At 65.5% G+C, this 24,514-nt stretch carries 22 protein-coding genes and 1 pseudogene; 16 read left to right on the top strand and 7 right to left on the bottom strand.

Annotated elements, in window-relative coordinates:
• Window positions 1–41: 41 nt before the first annotated feature.
• From ACYP5B_RS40400 to ACYP5B_RS40385, 4 genes and pseudogenes are all read right to left on the bottom strand, one after another.
• Window positions 42–1,454: a TonB-dependent receptor gene (locus tag ACYP5B_RS40400; protein ID WP_459573406.1), complete on the bottom strand. Its 1,413-nt coding sequence runs from the start codon at window positions 1,452–1,454 to the stop codon at window positions 42–44.
• Window positions 1,455–1,872: 418 nt separating this feature from the next.
• Window positions 1,873–2,205 (bottom strand): annotated as a pseudogene (locus ACYP5B_RS40395) (TonB-dependent receptor plug domain-containing protein); the annotation flags it as partial.
• 300 nt (window positions 2,206–2,505) lie between these two features.
• On the bottom strand, window positions 2,506–4,173 hold the full coding sequence (locus ACYP5B_RS40390; RefSeq protein ID WP_459573382.1) for a ShlB/FhaC/HecB family hemolysin secretion/activation protein: 1,668 nt from the start codon (window positions 4,171–4,173) through the stop codon (window positions 2,506–2,508).
• 120 nt (window positions 4,174–4,293) lie between these two features.
• On the bottom strand, window positions 4,294–5,685 hold the full coding sequence (locus ACYP5B_RS40385) for a collagen-like triple helix repeat-containing protein (protein WP_459573380.1): 1,392 nt from the start codon (window positions 5,683–5,685) through the stop codon (window positions 4,294–4,296).
• A 697-nt stretch (window positions 5,686–6,382) separates the two neighbouring features.
• Here ACYP5B_RS40385 and ACYP5B_RS40380 point away from each other — a divergent pair.
• The 14 genes from ACYP5B_RS40380 (at window position 6,383) to ACYP5B_RS40315 (ending at window position 20,689) form a co-directional block, all read left to right on the top strand.
• Complete coding sequence (locus ACYP5B_RS40380; RefSeq protein WP_459573379.1) at window positions 6,383–7,567, top strand: collagen-like triple helix repeat-containing protein; 1,185 nt, start codon at window positions 6,383–6,385, stop codon at window positions 7,565–7,567.
• Window positions 7,568–7,905: 338 nt separating this feature from the next.
• Window positions 7,906–8,094, top strand: a complete 189-nt coding sequence (locus ACYP5B_RS40375; protein WP_400099008.1) for a Flp family type IVb pilin — start codon at window positions 7,906–7,908, stop codon at window positions 8,092–8,094.
• A 4-nt stretch (window positions 8,095–8,098) separates the two neighbouring features.
• Window positions 8,099–8,602 (top strand): A24 family peptidase, encoded by a 504-nt coding sequence (locus ACYP5B_RS40370; protein ID WP_459573378.1) that lies wholly within the window; start codon window positions 8,099–8,101, stop codon window positions 8,600–8,602.
• A 90-nt stretch (window positions 8,603–8,692) separates the two neighbouring features.
• On the top strand, window positions 8,693–9,157 hold the full coding sequence (locus tag ACYP5B_RS40365) for a TadE family protein (RefSeq protein WP_400099004.1): 465 nt from the start codon (window positions 8,693–8,695) through the stop codon (window positions 9,155–9,157).
• 85 nt (window positions 9,158–9,242) lie between these two features.
• Window positions 9,243–10,226 (top strand): Flp pilus assembly protein CpaB, encoded by a 984-nt coding sequence (cpaB, locus tag ACYP5B_RS40360; protein WP_400099002.1) that lies wholly within the window; start codon window positions 9,243–9,245, stop codon window positions 10,224–10,226.
• Between the two features lie 98 nt (window positions 10,227–10,324).
• A complete protein-coding gene (locus tag ACYP5B_RS40355) occupies window positions 10,325–11,686 on the top strand; it encodes a type II and III secretion system protein family protein (protein ID WP_459573377.1) in 1,362 nt (453 codons plus the stop codon).
• Between the two features lie 38 nt (window positions 11,687–11,724).
• Window positions 11,725–12,942, top strand: a complete 1,218-nt coding sequence (locus tag ACYP5B_RS40350) for a pilus assembly protein (RefSeq protein WP_459573405.1) — start codon at window positions 11,725–11,727, stop codon at window positions 12,940–12,942.
• 1 nt (window position 12,943) lies between these two features.
• Window positions 12,944–14,260: a CpaF family protein gene (locus ACYP5B_RS40345; RefSeq protein WP_150991529.1), complete on the top strand. Its 1,317-nt coding sequence runs from the start codon at window positions 12,944–12,946 to the stop codon at window positions 14,258–14,260.
• Window positions 14,253–15,179 carry a type II secretion system F family protein gene (locus tag ACYP5B_RS40340; RefSeq protein WP_459573376.1) on the top strand — a complete coding sequence of 309 codons (927 nt, stop codon included), beginning with the start codon at window positions 14,253–14,255 and terminating at the stop codon, window positions 15,177–15,179. Before ACYP5B_RS40345 ends, ACYP5B_RS40340 begins: the two co-directional genes overlap by 8 nt.
• Before the next feature lie 12 nt (window positions 15,180–15,191).
• Window positions 15,192–16,208: a type II secretion system F family protein gene (locus ACYP5B_RS40335; protein WP_400098995.1), complete on the top strand. Its 1,017-nt coding sequence runs from the start codon at window positions 15,192–15,194 to the stop codon at window positions 16,206–16,208.
• A gap of 119 nt (window positions 16,209–16,327) precedes the next feature.
• Entirely contained in the window at window positions 16,328–17,119 is a 792-nt protein-coding gene (locus ACYP5B_RS40330; RefSeq protein WP_459573404.1) for a pilus assembly protein TadD, read from the top strand.
• A 77-nt stretch (window positions 17,120–17,196) separates the two neighbouring features.
• Complete coding sequence (locus ACYP5B_RS40325) at window positions 17,197–17,556, top strand: DUF3613 domain-containing protein (protein WP_459573375.1); 360 nt, start codon at window positions 17,197–17,199, stop codon at window positions 17,554–17,556.
• Window positions 17,553–19,280, top strand: coding sequence for a TadG family pilus assembly protein (locus ACYP5B_RS40320; RefSeq protein WP_459573374.1), 1,728 nt, complete (start codon window positions 17,553–17,555; stop codon window positions 19,278–19,280). The genes ACYP5B_RS40325 and ACYP5B_RS40320 overlap by 4 nt, the downstream gene beginning before the upstream one ends.
• 38 nt (window positions 19,281–19,318) lie before the next feature.
• The gene (locus ACYP5B_RS40315) at window positions 19,319–20,689 is read left to right on the top strand and encodes a sigma-54-dependent transcriptional regulator (protein ID WP_318234005.1); all 1,371 of its coding nucleotides are present in this window, start codon (window positions 19,319–19,321) and stop codon (window positions 20,687–20,689) included.
• A gap of 35 nt (window positions 20,690–20,724) precedes the next feature.
• Here ACYP5B_RS40315 and ACYP5B_RS40310 read toward each other — a convergent pair whose 3' ends face one another.
• On the bottom strand, window positions 20,725–21,051 hold the full coding sequence (locus ACYP5B_RS40310; RefSeq protein ID WP_006165120.1) for a hypothetical protein: 327 nt from the start codon (window positions 21,049–21,051) through the stop codon (window positions 20,725–20,727).
• Between the two features lie 72 nt (window positions 21,052–21,123).
• Window positions 21,124–22,008, bottom strand: a complete 885-nt coding sequence (locus ACYP5B_RS40305) for a helix-turn-helix domain-containing protein (protein ID WP_318234006.1) — start codon at window positions 22,006–22,008, stop codon at window positions 21,124–21,126.
• A 375-nt stretch (window positions 22,009–22,383) separates the two neighbouring features.
• On the opposite strand from ACYP5B_RS40305, the gene ACYP5B_RS40300 reads away from it, so the two are divergent.
• The gene (locus tag ACYP5B_RS40300) at window positions 22,384–23,370 is read left to right on the top strand and encodes a Bug family tripartite tricarboxylate transporter substrate binding protein (protein ID WP_318234007.1); all 987 of its coding nucleotides are present in this window, start codon (window positions 22,384–22,386) and stop codon (window positions 23,368–23,370) included.
• Window positions 23,371–23,457: 87 nt separating this feature from the next.
• On the opposite strand, the gene ACYP5B_RS40295 is transcribed toward ACYP5B_RS40300, so the two are convergent.
• Window positions 23,458–23,802, bottom strand: a complete 345-nt coding sequence (locus ACYP5B_RS40295) for a YgiW/YdeI family stress tolerance OB fold protein (protein ID WP_400098989.1) — start codon at window positions 23,800–23,802, stop codon at window positions 23,458–23,460.
• Between the two features lie 212 nt (window positions 23,803–24,014).
• On the opposite strand from ACYP5B_RS40295, the gene ACYP5B_RS40290 reads away from it, so the two are divergent.
• On the top strand, window positions 24,015–24,514 hold a 500-nt coding region (locus ACYP5B_RS40290; protein ID WP_459573373.1), incomplete at its 3' end, for a metallophosphoesterase family protein.

The raw sequence follows: 24,514 nt of genomic DNA, 5'->3' as shown, positions 1-24,514 counted from the left end.
CCCCCCCACGGCGGCGCTTGTCGGCCGGGACCCGCTTGCGCTCAATAGCGCAGGTTCACGTTGAAAATGGCGGCGCGCCCAGGCGCTATCGATGCGTAGTGCGCCGGGTAGGCCTGGTTGTAATAGACCTTGTCGGCGAGATTCATCACGTTGAGTTGCAGCGTCACGTTTTTGTTGAGCCGGTAGGCGGCCATGGCGTCGAAACGCCAGTAGGAGGGCACCCAGTTGTTGCGGGCCTGGCTGCCCCATACCTTGGACACGTAGTAGGCGCCGCCGCCCAGCGTGAGGTTGGGGAAGGGCTGGTAGGTACTCCACACGCTGAAGCTGTCCGACGGTGTGTTTGGGAAGGAGTGGCCATCGCTCGCGCCGAAGTCGCTGCCGGATCCGCCGTTCTTGCGCAACTCGCTTTTCAGGTGGGTGTAGCCGCCGAACACCGCCCACTGGTCGGTGACGTTGCCGGAAAAGCCGAGCTCGATGCCGTCCACGCGCTTGTCGCCCGCCATGGCCGCGAGGCCGTCTTCCAGGGTGATGCGTGCGTTGGTGGTCTCCACGCGGAAGATCGCGGCGGTCAATGCCAGGCGCTTGCGCAGCACGTCCCACTTGGTGCCGAGTTCGATGCTGCGGTTCTTCTCGGGGGACAGCGCGCTGCCCGCCTTGGTCGGCGCCAGCCCGCTGAGCTCGCTGCCCTGCCCGACCACAGCACCTGCGGGCGTGGATGAGGTGCCGTAGGACAAGTAAACACTGGCGTTTTCCACCGGTTTGTAGACCACGCCGACCTGGTAGTTGAAGAGATTGTCGTCTCGCGCATGCGTGCTGCGCGGGCCGGCGCCGCTGTTGGCGCGGGCGGTCTCGACCTCGCCGCTGTAGCGATCGAAGCGCAGTCCGGCATTCACCAGCCACTGTTTGTTGAGCTCGATCGAGTCGAAGGCATAGACCGATGTGGTAGTGGCCTTGTGATTGGTCGGATTGTATTCGCGGGCGATCCGGCCGGACCACGGGTCGTGCGGATCCGGGTTGTACAGCGTGGTGCAGTTGTAGCCGCTGGCGGCGCCCGGGCCGCGCGGGCAGCGCTTGTCGCCGGTGTCTACGCTGTAGCCGTCGTTCTCGCTCTTTTCCCGGGAAAACTCCACGCCGAAGGCGTACTTGTGAGAGCGCGCCCGTGAGAAACTCTCCGGACAGGTCGGTCTGGTTGGCCACCGTAGTGGATATGCCGTGGCGCTGGTTGGTCCTGCGCCAGACCATGTCGTAATAGATATTGCCTTCGAAGCTGCCGTCGGGCCGCGTCCAGAGGTAGTCCTGCTTGGTGCGGCCGAACCGCGTCTGGTTGCGGAACTTGAGCGCGGGGCTGAAATCGTGCTCGAAGCGGATCGTGCCGACGTCCGCGCTGTCCTTGCGGAAATCGCGGTCGACGAGTCCGTAGTACGTGTTGCGCGGCAGCTTGAGCGGCGAACCATCGCCTGCCAGCCGGGTGCGTGGCCGGCCGTCCTTGCGGGCATTGAACGTGGGGTTGTTGTAGGGCATGCCGGTGTCGGGCAGCGCGTCCGTCTCCATGTGGTAGTAGGACAGCGTCAGCCGCGTATCGCTGCCCAGGCCGAAGGCAATCGAAGGCGCGAAGCCCCAGCGCTCCTGGTGCGTCGAGTCGCGCCCGGGCACGCCGGCATCGTGGTACATGGCGTTCATGCGCACCGCGGTGCGATTGCCGAGTTGCCAGTTGGCGTCGGCGGTGCCGCGCTTGTAGCTGGCGTTGCCCACGCCGAAGTTGCCTTCGGCGAAGCTGTCAAGCTTGGGCGACTTGCTGACGATGTTGATGCTGCCGCCGGCCGAGCCGCGCCCATCATAGGCGCCCGCCGGGCCCTTGGTGACCTCGACCGATTCGATATTGAACATTTCGCGCGACTGCGCGCCGATATCGCGGAAGCCATCGAGAAAGGTGCTGGCCTGGGCATCGTAGCCGCGGATAAAGGGGCGGTCGCCAACCGGGTTGCCACCCTCGCCCGCGCCAAAGGCGATGCCGGGAACGGCGCGCAGTACCTCGCTGAGGCTGGTCGACGCCGTGCTCTGGATGAGCTCGTGCGGGATCACGGTGATGGACTTGGGCACATCGAGCAGCGGGCCGGGCGTCTTGATCGACGACGTGCTGTCTGCCTTGAACTCGCTGTGGCTCGAGCCGCTGACGGTGACCTGCGGCAATTCCACCGCAGCCATCTTGGGGTCCCCGCCTGGCTGGGCGGCTACGGGCGCGGCCGCGATGGCCACGCCAACGGCGCCTGTGAGACGCGGGATGGCGCTTTGCTTCTTGTTGGTCCTGGTGACGAGGGCGCTTTGCATGACTCTCCAACTGCTGCGGTTTGAAATGAATGCGAGCAATTATCATTTGCATTCACGCCGTAGAAACTCGGAAGAATCTGCAAAGCGCATGGGAAATTTCCCAAATGTGTTTCGTTTTTGTCGTGTATTCGCTACTTGATCGCTACTTGATCGCCACTTAAGTGCTACTTGATCGGCCTATTCAAACTGGTAAGAGTAAGTCGCGTTCAAGCGTGGCGACCGGCGCGCGGCATTGGTCGGCCTGTCGCCAACCGGCTGCGCCACCGAGACATCGAGCGTGTAGTAGCGCCGGTCCGAGAAGCGCAGGCCGATGGCCACCGACTGCAGCGTGCGGTGCACCAGCGACAAGCTGTTCGAGTACACGCGCGCCATGTCCGTCAGCACGTAAGGCTGCACGGTCTTCAGGTAGGTCAGGCCAGGCGTGAAGAGACGGTTGATCTCCGCCGACGCGCCCCAGCCCTTGTCGCCCGCCACCTCGCCCGCCGGATAGCCGAGCCCGAAGAAGCGTCCGCCAAAGCTGATCTGCTCGCTCGACGCCAGGCGCTGCCCGCTGTACTGGCCCGCGGCGGACACCGTCACGCCGAAGCCCCAAGGCAGGTCGGTGGCCTGCGACACCACCATCCGGCTACGCACGAAGTCCAGGTCGTTGATATTGTTCTCGCGGCTCGCGCCGAGCGCGTTCATGCCTTTGTAGACGCCAAGCGTGGCACTGCGGGTCTGGCCCTCCTGCCGCTGCACGTAGGCGAGTTCCGCGCTTAGCACGCGCACGTGCGTGGTCAGCGCGATCTGGCTGCCCGTGCCCGATTGCGTGTAGCGCTCGAACTGGTCGTTGGCATAGAGGCCGCCGGTAGCCGTGAGCGAATGCGCGTTATTGAGGATCACCGGATAGCTGAGCGTGCCGCCGAGGCGCTTGGTGTCGTTCACGTAGCGCGTATCGAAGCCGATCTGCGCCAGCGCGCCGTTTTGCGGCACGCCACGGTAATGCGAGGCGCTCAGGCGGGCCATCATGCCCTCGGTACCGATCGGCTGGCCGTAGCTGGCGACGTAGTACTCCTCGTGATCCGGGCCCCGGGGCGCCAGCGCGGAGACCGATATCTGTTCTCCCAGCGGCGTCAGGCTGTTGGTGGTGGCGGTGAAGATGCCACGCACGCTCGGCGATTTGTAATCCAGGCCCATGCCAAACGTAAAGGGCTTGCGCTTGACCTCGAGCACCATCTCGCAGGCGCCGTCCGTGGTCTGCGGCGGCTGCACGGTAGCGGCCACCTGCATGCCGGGCTGCAGCGCCAGCACGTTGACGTAATGCTCGAAGGTCTCGCGGCGCAGCGGATGGTCCTGCATCAACTGCTCGGCAATGGCGCGCAGGCGGCCTTCGGCCGGGCCCGCTTCGCCCCGGATCGTGATGGTGGAAACATGGCCTTCCACCACGGTGACCAGCACGTTGCCATTCTCGAAACGCTGTGTCGGGACAAAGGCGAAGGACAGCGGATAGCCGCGTTGCTGGTACATCCGGGTGACTTCATTTGCCACCTCCAGCAACTGGCCCACCGTGATTTCCTTGCCGGCCAGCGGTGCGAACTTGGCCGCGATCTGCGCGAATGGAATCGCCTTCACGCCTTCGATCTGGAAGCGCTGCGGCGTGAGCTTGCTGGAGAGCAGGTCTTGCAGCGCGGAGTCCGGCCGCTCGACCTGCACGGTGACCCTGCTCTCGGGCGGGCGCGCAGGCGCGATGCTAGGCAAGGTTTGCGTGGGATCGCCCAGGATCGGGCTGCGTGGCTCCGCAAGGACACCGTTGCAGGCGCCGATGCCGAGCAGCAACGTGGCAACACGCAGGCGTGTGTGCGTCATGGTCATACCCCTGGATCCGTAAAAATCAGCATGCGGCTTTAACGCGGTGTGCCAATCACGCCAGGGGTGCCGCTACCCTTGGCGGTATTGCGTGGCCGATCGCGTTCTCTCTTTTAATGCTCAGCGCTTGGTGCCGAGGCCGCCCAGCAGGCCACCCACGAGGCCGGTAACCGGCGCCAGCGCGTTGTTGCCCGAGCCGCTGCCGTTGCTGGCGCCATTGCCCCCGGTGATGCCCGCGACGAGGCCGGTAACCGGTGCGAGCGCATTGCTTGCGCCGCCACCCGTGGCACCGCCGGTTGCGCCGCCGGCCACGCCTGCGACCGTGCTCACCACGCCGCTGACCAGTCCGGTGACGGGTGCGAGCGGGCCGCTCGCGCTGCCGCCGCCGAGGCCGCCGGGCTGCCCGCCAGTCAGTCCGCCAACGAGGCTGGTCACCGGAGCCAGCGGGCCGCTTGCGCTGCCACCCGTCAGGCCACCCGTAAGTCCGCCCAGCAGGCTCGTGACCGGTGCCAGCGGGTTGCCGGTGCCAGTGCCGCTCGGGTTGTAGGCCACGCCGCCCAGCGCGGCGACCGTGCCGCCCGCGCCGGCGACGATGCCGCCCACGCCCGACACCACCGGCGTGTTGGTTTGCCTGATGGTGTTGCCCGCCGTGGCCAGGCCGCCGCCAAGCGTCGCCAGCAGGTTGTTGGCCGGCGCCCCCATGCCGGTCGCCGCGCCCAGCGTCTGCGTGGTGCTGGTGAGTTGCGCGGTGAGGGGCACGATGAGCTTGCTGACGCCACCGGTCAACTGCTCCACGGGGCCGGTCGAGAGGGCCGCGCCGAGCGGTGCGCCCGCGCCATTGACCGCGGTGCCGACTTGCGAAACCAGTGAACCCACCGGCGTGGTGACTGCTGCCAGCGGCGACAGCGGACCGCTGCCCAGGCCGCTGACGAGCGCGCCTGCGTTGGTCACGGCATTGCCAACCTGGCTGACTACGCCGCCGGTGCTTGCCACCGTGGTGCCGAGCGGGTTGGTGGCAGTGGGGGTGTTGCCCAGGCCGTTCTGCACCCCGTTGCCCAGGGTGCTGACCGCGGCGCCGAGCGAGCCGACCACGCCGCCCAGGCCATCTTTGGATTGGGTCGAGAGGATCGGCAGGTTGGTGTTCTTGATTTGCGTGCCGAGGTCGCTCACTACGTTGCCGGCCGAGGTCACCAGGCCACCCGCTTGATTGACGATCTGGCTGGTCGGCGTCAGCGCAGCCGTGCTGCCACCACCGTTGTTGCCGCCGTTATTGCCACCATTGTTTCCGCCGTTGTTTCCGCCATTGTCGCCGCCGGAATTGCCACCATTGCTGCCACCGCCCGTGCCGGCGTTGGTGCCGGCGGCGGCGGTGCCAACGCTGGTACCGCCGCCATTGCTGCTGCCCGCACCGCTGCCGGTATCCATGGACGTTGTGCCGCCACCGCTTGCGCAACCGCCGAGTGCCAACAGCGAGCCGAGCAGTGCCGTGATGAAGATTTGTTGAGTACGCATGACCTTTTCCATTTTTTTTCTTCCCGTCGTGAAATCACGGTGCGCATGGCGCATGCCGTGGTGTCACTGCATTGCGCAAAGGGTGTGCCAGTGCGTGCCGGCACGCCGCCGGTCCGCGCCAGAACACCGGATAGAAATGCGCCAAGCCTTGCCGCGCATGGGTTTGAAGAGGATGAGACATAGCCGGGAAAGGACCAGACATGAGCGCGCTGCGCGGTGTTTCGGTGTTACGCGTTACGTAACGCCGTGGCGCTCACACGGAACAACACGGGCTTGTTCAACGCGCCGCGGCCGCATGCCAACCCTGTCAGCAACGTGTGGGCAGACGGCGCGTGCGCGCTGGCGCGTCGGGCACATCGAAGGGGGAACACGTTACGTAGCACGTAACACGCTGCACGGCATGGGGCCGTCTTGTTGTGCAACGGGACGCGTGCCTGTGCCATGTTCGCCATGCCGCGTCAAACAAGGGTTTGCGCGGCGGCGCCAGCGTCGATCGACTGCCTTGCCTGCTGCGTGCCATGCGGGTGGCACGCAGCTTGCGGTATTGACTCCCGACAAGCGCGGCGCACAGCGCGGCGCGGAGCAAACGCCCTAGTCGTATTGCGTTCCGCGCTTAACAGGTCGCATGCATCGTCCAAGAGCCAATTCGATAGCAGTTCCAAAGGAGAACCTTCCGCGAGGAAGACCAGGAGATCCCATGAAAGCGCATTTCGCCCCGATGTCATCCATGACCCTCGCCTGTGCCGCGGCACTGTTGCTGCTGGCAGGTTGCTCTTCCAACGGATCCGGCAGTGGCGTGAGCCCCGCCGCCATCACGCCCGCCACGCCCCCGAACCCGCCCGCGCCGGCTACAACCCCCGACACCACGCCCACGGCCAAGGTCACTGAAGGCGCGGGCAATACGGTGGTGGCAACGGGCAATGCAGTGAGCGATATCGGCAAGCAGATCCAGGCCGCGCAAGTGCCGCTGCTTCCGGACGCTACGCGTAACGCGCTCGGCGGCGTAGTGGCAAACGCGGGCGACACGGTGGGCGCGCCGGGCGCAGGTGTGGGCGACGGACTTGGCAAGATGGGTGCAGTCACCGATCCGCTTGGCATCACCGTGTCCAGCACCGGCAACGTGGTGCAGAAAGCCGGTGTCACGGTTTCGAGCGCAGGCGATCTCGTGAGCAGCCTCGGCACCGGCCAGCTGGCTCCGCTAGGCGCGGTGACCACGCCCGTGGGTGGCCTGGTCAACCAGGTTGGCGGCGCGGTGACGATGGCCGGCGGCAAGCTGGGCGAGGCGCTTTCGACCGGCCCCGTGGCGCAAGTCAGCGGCAGCGTGAGCAAGGTGATCGTGCCGTTGACCACGCAGGTCACTACGGTTACGCAAACGATTGGCGCGGCCACCGGCCTTGGCGCGCCGCTGGACAACCTGCTGGCCACGCTGGGCAACTCGGTGGCCAGCGGCGGCAGCCTGCTGACCAATACCCAAGCCCCCGTGGTCTCCAGCCTGGGCGGCGTCGTGACCGAAGCCGGCAAGACCGTCGCCGGGGCCGGCATGCTGGTGCACGGCAACGGCACCGGCGGCAACCCGCTCGGCGGGCTGCTCAGCAACCTGCCCCTGGCCGGTATCGGGGGCGGCTCCAGCTCAGGCACAAGCGCTGGCGCAGCAGGCGCGTTGGCGCCTGTGACGGGCTTGCTTGCAGGCGTGACGGGCGGCGCTTCCACGGGCGCTGGCACTGGCACTGCCGGCGCGCTGGGGCCCCTGACCAGTTTGCTGGCGCCTGTGACGGGCGTGCTGAGCGGCGCGCGCAACGCCGCGGCGGGCGCGACATCGACGACGTCGACGACGTCGAACGCTCCTGGGCTGACCAATCTGCTCGGTGGCCTGGCTCACTGAGTTTGATCTAAATACGTCTTTACGGTGCGCAGTCGTCCTTACCCCGTGGCTGCGCATCCTTTTACATCACACCGCGCCACATGGCTCACCCGAACGGGTGTGGTATTTGACGCGAGTAGAAGTTTTGCTCTTTAAGAAGACACTGTTTTCAAACGGATGTCAGCCGTTATGCTGAGACAACTATAACTCCAAGGGGGGGTATGGTTGATACATGGCTTTGATCTATAAATTGTGCACCAGCGTTACTGCTCGGTACTAGCCTGGCCACAAGAGCGAGGCGGCATCGGAGGGGTAAGCGGACGCTGGGTGATGACATAAATTAAAAACGGAGTGAAATCATGAAATACGCTTTGGCACGCTTTCTTCGGGACGAACAAGGGGCAACTGCAATCGAGTATGGGTTGATTGCGGGGTTGATCGCAATGGGCATGATCGTCGGCGCCACCGCGCTCGGTAACAACCTTTCGACTGGCTTTACCAACCTCGGGACAAAGCTCCTCTCGCTCCTGCCTGCCGCCGCCACCTGACACAGTGGAGGCCATTGCCGCGCTCTACTGTGCGGTAACCATCTGGACCGACCTGGCTTACCGGAAAGTACCCAATGCCGTGCTGGCAGCCACCCTGGTGGCTGTCTGCCTGGTGCTGCTGTTCGGGCATATGCCTGAGCCAGCATTGGCTTCGCGCATGCTCGGCTTTGCGATTGGCTTGCTGGTCATGTTGCCGGTCTACGCGCTCGGGCGCATGGGTGCGGGTGACGTCAAGTTCTTCGCGGTAACGGGTTTGTTCACCGGCCCATTGGGTCTGGTGACGGTGTGGATCGTCGGTAGCCTGCTCGCTTTTGCACATGCATTGTTGGTGCGTGCGGAAGCTGGCACGGTCTGGGCTACCTGGCGGAACCGCGTAGATGGCCTGTTGCAGCGGCGAGCTGGCGTGACAGCGACGGTTGTGGCGAAGCAGGTGGCCGGGAAGCGCGGAATCCCATATGCCGCTTACCTGGCTATGGGCCTGATCGTGTGGATGGTTTCGGGGAAGTAGCTGCCACGCAGGTGGATGGCTACCCGCTATTGCCCTTGGGGTCCGCGCCACCGGTTCGGCGCAGAAATGTAAAAGATAACCGGGTGAAGTATGTCATTGCGGGGAAACCACGCCGTGCGGATGCGCTCGTCCGGAGCGGCCGCGCTTGAGTTCGCCATCGTGCTGCCGATCTTGCTGACAGTTGTGATCGGCATCGTCTATTTCGGCATCGTTCTAGCCGTGCAGCAGGCGCTTACGCTGGCTGCGGAAGAGGGAGCGCGTGCCGCCCTGCGTTATCCGAGCGGCGCCGCCGCCAATAACGCAGCCGCTACGCAGGCGCTGCGAGTGAGCGCAGCCTCCAGCACGGCGCTGGCCTCATTGCCGACGTCAATCAGCAGCCTGATTTCAGCGGCCAATGTGGCGCAGGTGATCAGCTGCGCGAATCCGAGCGGCTCGGCCTGCGTCAAGGTCACCCTAAGCCTCAGTTCGAGTTCTATCCTGCCCGTCGTGCCCGGCGTGCCTCTGCCCGCCACGCTCACAGGCAGCGCAACGGTGCAACTGGCGCCTGACACATGACGGTGCACCTGCTGGGCGCGCCGCTCTCGCCGTTTGTTGACATGAGTCTAAGCCAGCTTTCATTCGCCCGAACCAGAGATATCGCATGACCAGCAAACAGATTCGCGTGCTCGCCATCGCGCTGCTCGTTCTTGCCGCCGTGCTGGCATTGCTAGCGTGGCGCGTGGCCCGCACGCCTGCGGCGCCGGCGGTGCCGGTGACCGGGGCAGTGGAATTGCATCCGGTGGTGATCACGGTCAAAGCTGTCGAGGCAGGAAAGCCGGTGCCGGCAGACGCGCTCAAGGTCGAACAGTTACCGATCAATCCGGCCGGCGCCTATGCCGAGGTAGCCCGTGTCGCCGGGCAGGTGCCGGTGGTTGCCATCGGGGCCAACGTGCCGGTGCTGGAGAGTCACCTGCTGGCGGGATTGGCCACGCAGGTACGGGATGGCGAGCGCGCGGTAGCGGTTGCCGTCGATGAGGTGATCGGTGTCGGCAACCAGGTGCAGCCAGGTGACTTCGTCGATGTGTTCGCGGTGTTCCGCCGGGACGGCCAGGAGATCGAGGGTAGCCAGGCGCGCATGCTGCTGGCGCGCCTGCGGGTGCTGGCCTACGGCGCCGGCACTGTCAACGAGGCGGCCAAGCCCACACCCGAGCAAATGATGGTTCGCCGTGAAGGCGCCAAGACCGCCGTGCTGGCGGTGCCCGTGGCGGATGTTGGCAAGCTGGCGATTGTGCAGCAGACCGGGCGCTTGCTGTTGGCGTTGCGCAATCCTCAGGATCCCGACGTTCCCACCCAAGGCCTCTTTGAAGATCCAGCGCCGGTATTGCAGGCAAAGGCACAGGCACAGGCGAAAGGCGGGGCCTCCACGCCGGTCGCAGCGCTGGCGCCATCCGATCGCGCAATGGCAGGCGTTGCACTGGCCGGCATCGCGGGCGGTGCCCGGCGTGAGGCCGTCCCCGTCAAGGCGGCACCATCGCCTGTCCCCGCACCCGCAGCCGTAGCGCAGCGCCCCCATGGCGCGAGCACTAGCAGCGTCGCGCAAAACAGTGTTGAGATGATCCGCGGCGGCAAGCGCGAGATCGAATGAAGCAGGAGCACGCCGTCGTGGTGGATGCATGCCCCGTGCAGGCCCGCCGGATTGCTTTCGGATCCATGTTTTCAGTGTTACTTCTGGATAGTCGATTGATGAAATCCATTGTTGCCGGGGCCGCCACCATCCTGGCCGTCTGCTGCACCGCCTGCGCGGCGTGGGCTCAGCAGGCCGACGGCGGCGTGCGTGATCTGAAGCTGGTGGTGGGTAGCCAGCATGAACTACGTTTGACTAAGCCACTTGAGCGCGTGGCCATCGGCAATCCAGCCGTGGCGGATGCGTTGCTGCTCAAGAGCCGCTCGGGTGCCGACGGCGTGCTGGTGGTGGCCAGGAAGCCCGGCGCTACCGAGCTGATGGTTTGGGCGCGCGGTGAAGGTGCACAAACCTACCGGGTGCAGGTGGATGCAACGCGAGGCGAGCCTGGCGACCCTGACGTGGCTGTATCGGGCGGGGGAGCGTTGATCAGCGGGCAGGCGCGCGATGCGCAGGCATCGCTTCGCGCGCAACTGGTAGCGCGCTCAGCCACCGCCACGGCCGAAGGCAAGGGCGGCGTGGTGATCGACCGCTCCACGATTCCAGTCAGCAGCACGGTGCAGGTCGACGTCAAGGTGGTCGAGCTCAGCAAGACCGTGCTTAAGGAGGTGGGGTTCAATTTCTACCGGAACAACGGCGGCTTCGCCTTCGGCACGTTCTCCCCGTCGTCGCTGAACAAGTTCACTTTCACACCTCGAACGGACTCCACGCCGGGCTCATTCAGCGCCGACATCAGCTCGCCGATGAGCAGCGCCTTTAATCTTGTCGCGGCATCGTTCTCGCGCGGGATATTCGCCAACCTGAGCCTGTTGGAGAGCAACGGCATGGCACGGGTGCTGGCCGAGCCTAGCCTGGTGGCGCTGTCCGGGCAGAGCGCAAGCTTCCTCGCCGGCGGCGAGATCCCCATCCCGGTGCCGCAGGCGCTCGGCACGACCACCATCCAGTTCAAGCCCTTCGGCATTGGCTTGACGGTGACACCGACTGTGCTTTCCAAGGACCGCATCGCACTGAAGGTTGCGCCGGAAGCCAGTGATCTTGATCCGTCGCGCGGGATCTCGATCAACGGTGCCACGGTGCCAGCGATCGTCACCCGCCGCGCCGATACCACGGTGGAACTCGGCGATGGCGAGAGCTTCGTGATTGGCGGGCTGGTCAGCCGCAACACGATCAGCAATGTCAGCAAGGTGCCCTTCCTTGGCGACCTGCCGATCATCGGCACCTTCTTTCGCAACCTGAACTTCAACCAGGAAGACCGCGAACTGATGATCGTGGTCACGCCGCGCCTGGTGCGCCCGCTCGCCAAGGGCGCCGCGGCCGTGGCCGCGGTCAGCGAGGATGGGCGCACCAGCGGCAATCCCAATGTGTGGGGCTGGTACGTGCTTGGCGAATACGTCGATCCGACGCTGCCTGGGTTTTCGAAATGACACCGGGCAAGCAGGACGACGGCGCAAGGCAGGGCCAGATGGACTTCTTCCTGTTCAACACCGCACAGCTGGAACCTCGCCAGTGGCTGGCCGACGCGCTCGGGAACCTGGGCCGGCTGGTGGTCGAGGCCGGGCCGCCGGATGCTTTCCTCGAGCAGGTGGGCACGGTCAATCCCGGCATGATCTTCCTGCACTTTTCGCGGGAGCAGGCGCTGGCATCGAGCCGGCTCGCGGAGCAGCTCACCAAGCTGTACCCGGGTCTTGCGCTGGTAGCGGTGGGTAATGCGGGTGAGCCGGACATCATGCTGGCCGCGCTGCGGGCCGGCGCCAAGGACTTCATCGACATGACCGCGCCGCCGGCCGGCGCGATCGAGATCGTGCGCAGGCTGATGGCGGCGCGCGGCCAGGCGGAGCCGGCACGCCGGGGCAAGGTCGTGGCGGTGCTTGGCGCTCGCGTGGGCGTGGGTGCGACAACGCTGGCTACCAACCTCGCGGCAGCGGTGCACAAGCGCAGCCATGGCGAAGTGCTGTTGATGGACCTGGGGCTGCCGTCGCGCGACGGCTCGCTGTACATGAACATCAGCCCCGGCTTTCACTTTGTCGAAGGCGTGCGCAACCTGCGGCGCTTCGACCAGGTCTTCGTGCAGACCGCGCTGGCGCGCCATGGCAATGGCGTGGCCGTGTTGCCGCTCCCGGCCACCCTGGCGGAGATGCGCGACATCTCGTTCATGGAGGCGCTGGGGCTGCTCAATCGCCTGCGCGCATTCTTTGACCTGCAGGTGGTGGACCTGGGCGGCTTCAGCAATGTCGATTTCATGGCGCACCTGGTCAAGGCCGCCGATATGGTGGTGATGGTGGTGGACCAGAGCGTGGGCGCCATCGTCTCGGCGGCGGAATTGCTCCAGGAGTTGAAGAAGCGCGAGGTGCAGCGCGAGGACCTGCACTTGCTGGTCTCGCGCTTCGAGGCGCGCCTGGGCGTGGATGCCCAGCAGATTGCGCAGCGCCTGGAGGCGCCATCGGTCGGCACCTTGCCCGACCGGCGCGAGCCGCTGGTGCTGGCGCTCAACCGTGGCGTGGTGCTGGCCGACGACAGCCCCGCCGATCCCTATGTCCGTGCCGTTGGCCAGTTGGTGGATCGGCTGGGATACCGTGCCGGCACTGCAAGCGAAGCTGGCTTGCTGAGCCGGGTAAAAGAAAAACTGCCCGAAGCGCTACGCGCCATGCGCGTGATACGCACTGAGCGGGCTGGGAACTGACATGTCGCAAGCCATCGAATTCTCCGATAACTCCGCCGCGCCTTTTCCTGCTTCGCAGGAATTCCAGAACATCAAGGAAGCGGCCCATGAGCACCTGCTCACCCGCATCGAGGAGCTGGGCGCGGAGTTCGGCCGCTGGTCGCGCACCGCGATCAACCGCTTTGTCGACCTGGAGCTGGAGAGCTTCACGCGGCTGCGCCGCATCCCCATCAACGAGGCCGAGCTGCACCAGATCGCCGAGGCACTGACCAAGGAGCTGGCGGGCTTCGGCCCGATCGAGGACCTGCTCAATGACCCGGCGGTGGAAGACATCCTGGTCAACGGGCACCTGGACGTCTACGTATCCCGGCACGGCGTGCTGGAGCGCATTCCCGTGCGCTTTGCCGATAGCGGGCACCTGCTGCGCATCGTGCGCCGCATCCTGGCGCCGATCGGGCGGCGGCTGGACGAATCCAATCCCATGGTCGATGCGCGCTTGCCGGATGGCGGCCGCATCAACGTGGTGATTCCGCCGCTGGCGCTGGCCGGCCCGGTGGTGTCGATCCGCAAGTTCCGCAAGGACCCGCTGACGCCCGCAGACCTGCAAGGCCTTGGCACCATGAGCCCCGAGGTCAACGAACTGCTCGAAGCTGCCGTCAAGGCGCGCTGCAATATCCTCGTCAGCGGCGGCACCAGCTCGGGCAAGACGTCGCTGCTCAATGCGCTGGCCACCTATGTGCCCGACGGCGAGCGCGTGATCACCATCGAGGATACGGCCGAGCTCGCGCTCAACCATCCGCACGTGGTGCGGCTGGAGAGCCGCCCAGGCGGCTTCGAAGGCACGGGCGTGGTGTCGATCCGCGATTTGCTGCGCAACAGCCTGCGGATGCGGCCGGACCGCATCATCGTGGGCGAGGTGCGCGGCGGCGAGGTGCTGGAAATGCTGCAGGCCATGAGCACGGGCCACGACGGCTCCATGGGCACCATCCACTCGAGCAGCCCGCGCGAGTGCCTGTACCGGCTGGAGATGCTGGCCGGCTTTGCCGGCTTCCAGGGCAGCGAGGCCAGCCTGCGCCGGCAGATTGCCAATGCCATCGACTTTATCGTGCAGATCGGCCGGCTCTCCAACGGCAAGCGGCGCATCCTCTCGATCACGGAAGTCACCGGCCTTGGCGACAACATCATCTCGACCCAGGAACTGTTCCGCCACGAACCGTTCGTCGGCCCGGACGGCAACGAGGTAGACCGCTGGCTCTCGCTTGGCATCTTGCCGCATTCGCCCAAGCTGGCGCGCATGCGCCCGACCAACTTCGGCCTGGACGACCGCTTCGATGTCTAGCGCCGCGCTGGTCGTTGCGGCGGCCGCTCTCGTTTTGCTGGGACTGGGCCTGCTGCTGCTGGCGAGCGCCAAGGCGCGCGCCCAGGAGGAAAGCGCGCGTGCGTTTTTGCAAGCGCAGACCGAGCAGGTCAAGGCGCGCTATGCGACCACGCCGGAGCCGCAAGCCGGCAAGAAGCAGCACGACTTGCGGCGCAAGTGGGCGGATTTCCTGCGCCGCGCGGACCTGGCGCCGACGCGGCATACCTATGCGCTGTGGGGCGCCTTGCTCGCCGCGATGGTTCTCGCGGCAGCAACCGTGGGCGGCTGGCTCGCCGCGGTGGCAGGACTGGTCATGGGACTCGTGGTTCTCTACTTCCTCCTGTGGCACCGCGCGCGCCGTCTTGGCGCCAAGCTTCGCCAGCAATTGCCTTCATTTCTCGATGCCGTGGTGCGAATGATGAGTATCGGCAGCAGCGTGCCCGCAGCGTTCCAGACTGCGATCGGCAATACCGAGGCGCCGCTGCGCCAGTGCCTGGTGCAAGCCATCCATTTGCAGCGCGCGGGGAAAGAGCTGGACCAGGCCGTGCTGCAGGTGGCCCGTATTTACCGGGTGGACGAACTGATGCTGCTGTCGTCCGTGTTGCGCCTGGCGGTGCGCTACGGCGGCCGTGCCGACATTGTCATGGAGCGCACCGCCGCCTTCATGCGCGATCGGGAACAGGCGCAGCAGGAGCTCCGCGCGCTCTCGTCGGAAACGCGTCTATCGGCTTGGATTCTGGGATTGTTGCCCCTCGTGGTGGGCGGGATGATGTTTATCATGAATGCTGCCTACATCATGATGATGTGGCGCGACCCAACCGGCAAGACACTACTGCTGGTTGCCGTGATGCTTGAGCTGATGGGCGCCGCCATGCTCTATCGCCTGGCCAAGTCGGTATAGGAACAAGAGACCATGGATAGCACTGCCCTGATCTCGCTGAGCCTATGCGCTGCGGCCATCGGCCTCGCAGTCCTGGCCTTGCCGCTCGTGGGGCAATGGCGCCAGCGCTACCGCGCGGAGAAGACAATCGATGCCGCGCTTTCGCGGCAGGCGGCAACTGCCGCAGCGGCACCTGCGGCTACTGCTGCGGCTGGGGCGCTCCCCGCGAACAACACCGCCACGACTCAAAGCACCGGCGCCCGCATCGGCGCCCGGCTCAGCGGGCAACTCAGCAAGCGGTTCGATCAACGCTGGCTGGATTCGCCGCTCGGCAAGGCAGTGGTCACGACCGAAGAAGACCGACTGCTTGAACAATGCGGATTTTATGGCGACAGGGCACGCGCAATCTTCGGTGGCTTGCGCTTGTCTGTGCCGGCAATTCTTGCCGTTGGGACCTTCGCTTGGCGCCTGCCAACCTCGCTGGTCGGCGCGATGTTCTGGGCATTTACTGCATTCGCAGTCTTTTTCCTCGCGCCGAAATGGGCCTTGCGTCGTCGGGCAAGCCATCGCGTGCGTCGCCTGGAGGATGAGCTGCCTGTGCTGGTCGACATGCTACGTCTTTTGCAGGGCGTTGGATTGTCGATTGACCAGAGCCTGCAGGTAATCGTGGCGGAGTTCGGCAGCATGCTGCGCGTGCTCGGTCCTGAGCTGATGCGCGCCAACCAGCAGTTTGCGTCAGGCCGCTCGCGCGAGCAGACCCTGCTGCGCATCGGGAAGTTGTTCGACAGCGAGGACCTGAAGAGTCTGATTACGATGCTCAGCCAGGTGGATCGATTTGGCGGAGCCGTCCAGGAGCCGCTAAAGCAATTCGGTTTGCGCCTGCAGGAATCGCGCAAGGCGCGCATGAAGGAGCAAGTGGGCAAGCTGACCGTGAAGATGACGGCCGTGATGGTGGTGACCATGCTGCCCGTGTTGCTGATCATTACGGCCGGGCCGGGATTCTTGGGCGTAATGCGTATGCTGGCGAATATGTCGGGGGGGACGAAATGACAGGACCGAACAGGCGCTCCGGCGCCGTGGCGACACTTCGACGGGAATGGCTTGCCAGCTGCCTTGCCACTGTTGGCCGGCTGCCGACCGTGCCCTTGCCTGCGGTGCTGGCGTCGGCGCTGGCCCTGACAGCGCTAGCCGGCTGCGGCACCAGCTTGGCCACCCGCATGAGCGAGCAGGCCGATGCCCAGGTGGAACTGTCGAAGCTGCGCGACAAGCAAGACCGGGCTGGCTATGACGACAAATCGGTCTACCTCGGCCTGATCGGCAAGATGCAGGAAGAGGGCTTGTACTTCGCGTCGCTCGCCCATATCGACGTCTACGAGAAACGCTTCGGCGCTTCGCCGGCGATGACGTTGATGCGCGCGGACGCGTTGCGGGAGACCAGCCAGGATGCGGCTGCCGAGCAGGCTTATCGCAGCCTGGCCGGCACGTCGGTGCAGGCGCGCGCCTACCACGGGCTGGGCCTGATTGCTGGTCGCAAGAACGATTTTGCTGCTGCCGCGACGCAGTTCCAGCTGGCAGCCGTAGCCGATCCCACCAACGCCCAGGTGGCCAATGACCTGGGTTACGCACTGATGCGCACTGGCGCGTTGCCCGAAGCGCGCGTGCCCGTGATGCAGGCCTTGCAGCTCGATGGCACGAATCCGCGCGTGGTAAGCAACGCGGCGGTCTGGCTGGCTGCCAGCGGCAAGCGTGACCAGGCGGCGTCGCTGATGCAGCGGGCCGGCCTGCCCGAGGCAACGCGCAAGGCGGTGTCCCAGGAGGCGGAGCGGGTCCGGCGTGCCAGCACGCAACGCGCGCGCGTCGCCGCGCAGCGCACAGCACCGCAGTCGGCCCGGCTTGCCGCCGCCGGGGCACCAGGCCCGAGCCATCAGCGCCTGACCGACATCATCCAGGCCACGCCATGAGAGATCGCTTGATGGCACCGCCTCGCAATACCCAATACCAGTTGCCCGATCCGACGGCACCAACCCAGGAGATTTCCATGAACCGGACCGGAACGAGTAGCCTGCTTGGCCTCGCCCGCCGCAGCGGACTGGCGCTTGCGATTGCCGCACTCGGGTTGGGCACCATCCCCGCCGGGGCCCAGACGGACGCACCTGCGACACCCTCGGTGCGGCCAGCCCGGCAAGAGATTGGCACGCATACCCGGAACATCCTCGAGATCCAGCGCAGTGGTACTCAGGCTGGCGAACTGCAGGTACTGCATGGGGAGCAGGCAGCCCTGTCCTACCAGCGCTATATGGCGACGTTCACCTATCCGATCCCGGAGTTCTACACGGGCCAGGCGGCACCGCGCAATGGCTCGGGCGGCGCGGCAGGGCAGGGAGTGGCAGGCCGATGACTCACAGTTGCTCGCATCTCGTCGCCAAGCGCCGACGCGGGCAGCGCGGCGCCATCGGCGTGCTTGGCGCCTTGCTGCTGGTGACGATTGCGATCGGTGCGCTGGTGTCGATCGATGTCGGCCATGTGTTCTATCGGCAGCGGCAGCTGCAGAAGATCGCCGACATGGCCGCGCTGGCCGGCGCGCAGCAGCTCAAGCAGGCAGCGGCTGCGGGCACGGTGTCGGCCAACGTGCTGAGCGCCACGCAATCGGCAGGCGCGCAGAATGACTACGCCGGTACGGCCACCGCCAATTGCAGCGCCGCAGGCAGCAGCGATGCCGATGGCATGCGTGTCTGCCTGGGCGTGTGGGATCCGGCCTATAGCACGGGTGGTGACACCGCGCGGCATTTCAACGCGGGGTACGACACCACCAAGCTATCGGCAAACGCGGTGCAGGTGGTTGTGACGCAGACCGTGCCGATCCTGTTCGTGATTCCCGGCAGCGCCTCGCGCCAGCTGCGCGCGGAGGCGATTGCCAATGCGAGCCCGCCGGTGGCTTCGTTCTCGATCGGTAGCGGCCTGCTGGACGTCAACACAGGTAGTAGTGTGCTCGGCAATCTGCTAGGGACCACGGTGCAGTTGTCCGTTTTGGACTGGCAAGGCTTGCTCAACACCAGCGTCACGCTCGACCAGCTGCGCCTGAAGCTCGGTGTCGGCACCATTGACGACTTGCTGAAGACATCGCTGTCGATCCAGCAGTTCTATGCGCTCGTGTTGGGCGCGGCAGGCAAGGACTCGCTGCTATCCACGGCGCTGGGCAGCCCGCCCACGCAACTTGGGTTGAGCGGGGTCAAGGCTAACGTGGGGCTGGGCCAGTTGCTGAATCTGGGCGTGCTGGCGCCGGCGGCGTCGTCAGCGGCCGACGTGGCGCTGAACGTGGCGCAACTGCTGATGCTCGGGGCGCAGGTTGCGAACGGCAATTCGGCGATCCAGGTCAAGTTGCCTTCCATTGATGTGGCCGGCCTTACCAGCATCGGCGCCCAGCTGTATGTGGTGCAGCCGCCTGTGATGGCTGTGGGCCCGGTGCGCCAGCTAAGCAACGGAACCTGGCAGACCACCGCGCATACCGCTTCGGTGGGACTGCGACTCGATGTCGGGGCCAATATTGGCGTGGCCAGCCTGGTGGGGGTCGGCATCAATCTGCCACTCTACGTTGAAGTCGCGGCGGCCACGGCTTCATTGCAGGGCATTCAGTGTGCGGCCGCAAAGGCGGATTGCCGTGCCACATTGGGGGTGAACACAGGCCTGGTCAAGGCCTGCCTCGCCGCAGCCTCCGGCAGTGGCTGCGCGTCCGGCCCTGTTACGTTAGTCGACACCGGGATTAATCTTGTCGGCACGGGGGTTAGCATCATCGCCAGCGGCAGTCCGCGAACTAGTGCGCTCGGCGTCAACAGTTCGACTGTCAACCTGGCGCCAGGCACAACGACCCGAGTCGGGACGCCCCAAGCGCTAACAGGTGTCCTGGTCGATGTTGTAGGTAACCTGAACCTGACGGTCGCCGTCAAGCTACTCTGGCGTGACTTGCTGAATGTCCAATTGCCGCTGGCCGGTCTGCTTACTCCATTGTTCTCAGCTCTGGACGGCCTGCTGGGCCCATTGCTAGGTGCCCTAGGCATCCAGCTAGGCTACGCCGACATCTGGATGCACGGAATCGACTGCAACAACGCCGAGCTGGTGTTCTAAGCCATGCAGCAGGCTAATCGCCTTACGGCGCAAGACAGATGAAGACAGATCGCTGGGCCTACGAGAGCCTTGAAGTGTATGTATGGGAAGGCAAGTCCGACATTGCCGACCGTGTGGCGCGTTTCCTGTCGCCGCTCGGTGTGGATGTGATCCGCGCCGGCGCGCTGGAGGCGTTGCCCGTGGAGCCGCGCCTCAAGCCGTGCGTGGCGGTCATCAGCGTCTCGGTGATCGGCGCGGCGAAGTTCACCGCGCTGGACTGGGAGGCGGCCCACGGCATGCCCGTGGTGTGGGTGGCGGCGCCGGGGCGCGACACTGATCCGGGGCGGTTTCCGGCGGAGTATGCGCATATCCTGGCCGACGATTTCACGGGGCCCGACCTGCGCAACCAGATTGGCAAGCTGCTGCCGCAGCTGCTGGCGGCGGCCGAGCCCGAGAATGCGGTGGCGGACCTGGTGGCGGAGTCGCCCGCCATGCAGCAGTTCCTGTCGCAGGTGGAGACCTTCGCGGATTTCGGCAGCAACGTGATGCTGTATGGCGAGACCGGCGCGGGCAAGGAACGGATCGCGCAGCGCTTTCACGAGCGTAACAACATCTATGGCAAGGGGCCGTTCGTGGCCGTCAACTGCGGGGCAATTCCCGATGGCTTGTTCGAGTCGCAGTTCTTCGGCCATGCCAAGGGCGCGTTCACCGGCGCGATGTTCGCGCATCGCGGCTTCTTCGAGCAGGCCAACGGCGGCACGCTGTTTCTGGATGAAATCGGCGACCTGCCGCTGTTCCAGCAGGTCAAGTTGCTGCGCGTGCTGGAGGAGAGCGCGCTGACCCGGTTGGGCTCGACCATGCCGGTCAAGCTGGATTTCCGCCTGGTCGCGGCGACCAACAAGGATCTGCGCGAGGCCGTGTCGCAGGGGCGCTTCCGTGCGGACCTGTACTTCCGTCTGGCGGTGATCGAGCTGCGGCTGCCCAGCCTGGAAGAGCGGGGCGCTGTCGATAAGGTGGCGCTGCTGGTGTCGTTCCTCAAGCAGCTGCTGGGGCCGTCCGGCCTGGACGCTTTGCCGCCGCTGCCTGACTGGCTCAAGGGTGCGGTGGGCACGGCGTTCTTCACGGGCAATGTGCGCGAGCTGCGCAACCTGGCCGAGCGCATCGGCATCACCGTGCAGCAGACCGGGCATTGGGACGAGGCGCGGATCCGGCCCTTGTTCCGCAGCTTGCGGCCGGGTGCGTTCGACAGCAGCGAGCGTACGGCCGACTGGCGCGGCGAGACGGAGGAGCGTCGCCGCATTGTTGCCGCGCTGGATGCCAATAGCTGGCGGCGCCAGGATACGGCGGCCAGCCTGGGCATCAGCCGCAAGGTGCTGTGGGAGAAGATGCGCAAGTTCCAGATCGCCGACAACGAGGCCGAGCCAGCGTGAATGGCCCCCCGTCCTGGCACGGGGGGAGCCGCGCTTCAGAACGTCTTCTTGCCGCCCTGGTAAGCGCTCACGATGCGGTTCATTTCCGCCAGCAGCGCGGCGGGCTCGCCGTGCAGCGTGCGCGCAATGCCTTGCATGTAGCCGAGCAGTTCCTGCTTGGCGGCTTCGGCAAAGTCCATGGTCACTGCCTGGTCCTCGTACAGCAGTACGTACGAGCGGGCGAAGCCGTACAGCAGGAAGTAGGCCGCGGCGTGCGCGGGGTCGGTGTCGATCAGCTCGCGCGTGGCTTTCTTCACCGTCACGAAAGCGTCGGTGCCGGGGAGCGAATCCTGGAATTGCTGAAGGGTGGTTTCAAGCGTCATGGCGCAATATCGGTTAGTGAAAACGGGGTCGTTGGGTCAAATGAAATTGGTTGCCTGGCGGATCGTTCCCGCTCATACGCTGTTCAACATGCGCCGCAGCAGCGCGGCGCCATCGCGCCCTTTGTAGGCGCGTTGCCATAGGTCATTGACCATGGTCGTGTAAAGCCGTACCGCCTCGGGCGCCGCGGTCACGGTGGCGATGCCGGTGGACACGTTGGGAAACTCGCCAAAGCGGAACGGGCTGGTGGCCACGTAGGCTTTGCCGGGCCGCTCGAAGACCTGGAAGGTCACATTGGGCATGCTGCCGTCGACGATGCCGATCTGCAGGCCGATGGGCTGCGCGTCCAGCAGGTCGATCACGCGCTCGATCTCGCGCCGGGCCGCCAGCGAGCGCTCCATGCGCACCGCGGGCGGCAGGTCCAGCCGTCCCACCAATCCAAAATGCACGAAGCGCTCCAGCGAGCGCAGGTCGATCAGGCTGGTGATGGGCGGCACGCTGCGCGCGAACGATTGCTTGCGCTCCTCGAGCAGGTCCAGCAGGGCGTCGATGGTTGCGGCTGGCGCCGGCTGCGGGCTCTCGGCCAGCATCTGGCGCAGGTGGCCGGCGTAATCGGGCGACGTCAGCAGGTAGGAGATCGGTTCGAAATGGGCCAGGATGCGCGTCGCACCGTGCTCGAGCTGGCGCATGCGTTCGATATACGCCACGGCCGAGTAGTAGTACTCGGACTCGACCCCCAGCATCGACGCCAGCGAGGTGCCGAGCAACTGGGCGAGACGGCCAAGGGTCTCGATCTTGACGATGTCGCCCTTTTCCATGCGATAGATCGCAGCGCGCGACACGCCGAGCTGCTCCGCGATGGCTTCCGCGCGCATCCCCGCGCCTAGACGATAGGCACGCAGGCGATTGCCGATTTCAACGAAATCAACGAGTGTGCCGGCAGCGAGCGGAGCGTCCATCCTCGGGGAATCTCAAAAAGAAGACAAGGCCCATCCTAGCATGGGCTGCGGCCGGATGGCGAGAGAAGCATCGTGTCGGCATACCATGCCGCCGGGCTTCTCCAGGTTCAAGGCAATCCATGCTTCAAGACGAGATACCCACGACTGCCGAACGATCCGAACTAGCTGCGATTTGTGCATTAATATGCATTTTATGCTCGATTCTGGTGCGCAAAAACAGCGTCGACGCACTGTACAGTCTCGTAAACGAGACTTGGCTAGTTTTTTGGATGGCATGTATATTGCGATTCGCATCATGGGGCCGGCAATCCGCCGGTCTTCCGCATCACGCTTGCCACACTAAAGGGGCGCTTCAGGCGCCAGAAAAGGAATCCGATGAAGAAGTCCCTCGCCACGGCGCTGTCCGTCGCCGCCATGACCGCCACGCTGACCCTCGCCGCCGCCAGCCTGCCCGCGCATGCCGCCGGCTATCCGGACCGGCCCATCACCATCGTCGTGCCCTACGCCGCCGGCGGCAGCAACGACCTGGTGGCGCGCGTGCTGAGCCAGCGCCTTGGCCAGGACCTGGGCGTCTCGGTGGTGGTGGACAATGCGCCGGGCGCCAGCGGCACCATCGGCGCGCTCAAGACCATCAACGCGCCGGCCGACGGCTACACGCTGCTGCTGGGTTCCAACAGCGAAATCTCGATCGCCAAGCTGACCAACCCGAAGATCAAGTACGACGGCCAGCGGGACCTCGTGCCCCTGCGCATGGTGGGCTCGCAGCCCATGGTGCTGGTGTCCGGCGCGCAGTCCGGCATCCAGGGCGTGGCGGGTTTCCTGGCGCTGGCCAAGAGCAAGAAGCCGGTGAACTACGGCACCTCGGGCATCGGCACGCCGCTGCACCTGTCGGGTGAGCTGATTCGCGGCGCCAGCAAGGTCGATATGACCCACGTGCCGTACAAAGGCGGCGCGCCGGCCATTGCCGACCTGATGGCAAACCAGATCGAGCTGGGCGTGCTGGTGCTGTCGACGGCGTTGCCGCAGATCAAGTCGGGCAAGCTGCAGGCTATTGGCGTGACCTCGGCCACGCGCTCGCATGCCGCGCCCAATATCCCGGCGCTGGCCGAGAACAAGGCACTGGCCAATGTGGATATGCGCCTGTGGTTTGGCTTGTTCGCGCCGGCCAACACGCCCAAGGCCGTGACCGACAAGCTGACGGACGCACTGGCTCGCGCCATTAACGCGCCGGAAGTGAAGAGCAAGCTGTCCGAATCGGGCGTCGACATCGATGCGAAGGACGCTGCCGCCTTCCGCGGCTTTATCGCCAAGGAAACCGAGTCGTATCGCAAGATCGTGAGCGAAGCCAATATCCAGGAGTAATCCGGATCCAGGCGTCAGCGTGACGATGCCCGGGTGCTTGCGCCCCGGGCATCGTCGTTTTTGCGTTCAGGTCTTACGTCTCATCCATCAAAGAACGCGGATCTGCTTGACCTTGAACTTGGAGTCGCCAAAGAGCGCCTTGTCATATTCGCCCAGCAGCTCCACTTTGGTAGTGGCATCCACCGGCTTGCCGGCAGGCCACAGCTTCTTGTTGATCTTGATCCGGATCTGGCCGGTGCCGTCGTCGAACTGGTAAAGCTCATGGCCCACGCTGCTGATGATCTGCCCGCGCAGGACGGCCTGCTGGTCATCCTTGCCTTGCTCCGCCAACGCCTTGACGGTGGTCGTCGGAACCGTGGTTGGGCCCACGTACTGCGCTTGTGCCAATACGGCCGTAGCCGTCAGTGCTGCCGCGATCAGGATGCGTTTCATCAGTTTCTCTCTCAGGTCTGGTTGAAACATACCGGCTGGGGGGCGGCAACTGGCCAGCCCATTGTGCCGGAGGCGGTGCTTTTGCACTGGCTCGGCGCCTATTGTGGAGAGCGCCGGCTGAACCGAAGCTGAACGGCGGGCGGGCAACGTTATGATGGCGCCTGCCGCCGTGGGCCGCTTTCGGTCCGCTCACACACTCCTAGGGATTCACATTGCGTTTTCTTCACACTGCCGACTGGCATCTCGGGCGCGTATTCCATGCGCGCAGCCTGCTTGAAGACCAGGCCTGGGTGCTTGACCAATTCGTCGCGCTGGCGCGCGAGCTCCGGCCGGATGCGGTGCTGATCGCCGGCGACGTCTATGACCGCGCGGTGCCGCCGCCCGAGGCGGTGGCGCTGCTGGACGACGTGCTGGCCCGCATCGTGGTGGATGCGGGGATTCCGGTGGTGATGATCGCGGGCAATCACGACAGCGCCCAGCGGCTCGGTTTCGGCGCGCGGCTGCTGACGGCGCAGGGTTTGCACGTGGCCGGCATCACCGAGCGCGATGCCACCTGCGTGACCTTGTCCGATGCCCATGGCGAAGTGCGGATCTATGCCTTGCCCTATGCCGAGCCCGCGGCTGTGCGTGACGCCTTCGGCATGGAACTGCCCGGGCACGAGGCGGCGCTCGCGGCGCGCCTGGACGCGATCCGCGCCAGCCATCCGGCGCA

The sequence above is a fragment of the Cupriavidus sp. 8B genome (assembly GCF_054589115.1).
Note: the sequence above shows the minus strand (reverse complement) of the source record. Positions and strands in the feature narration are given on the sequence as shown.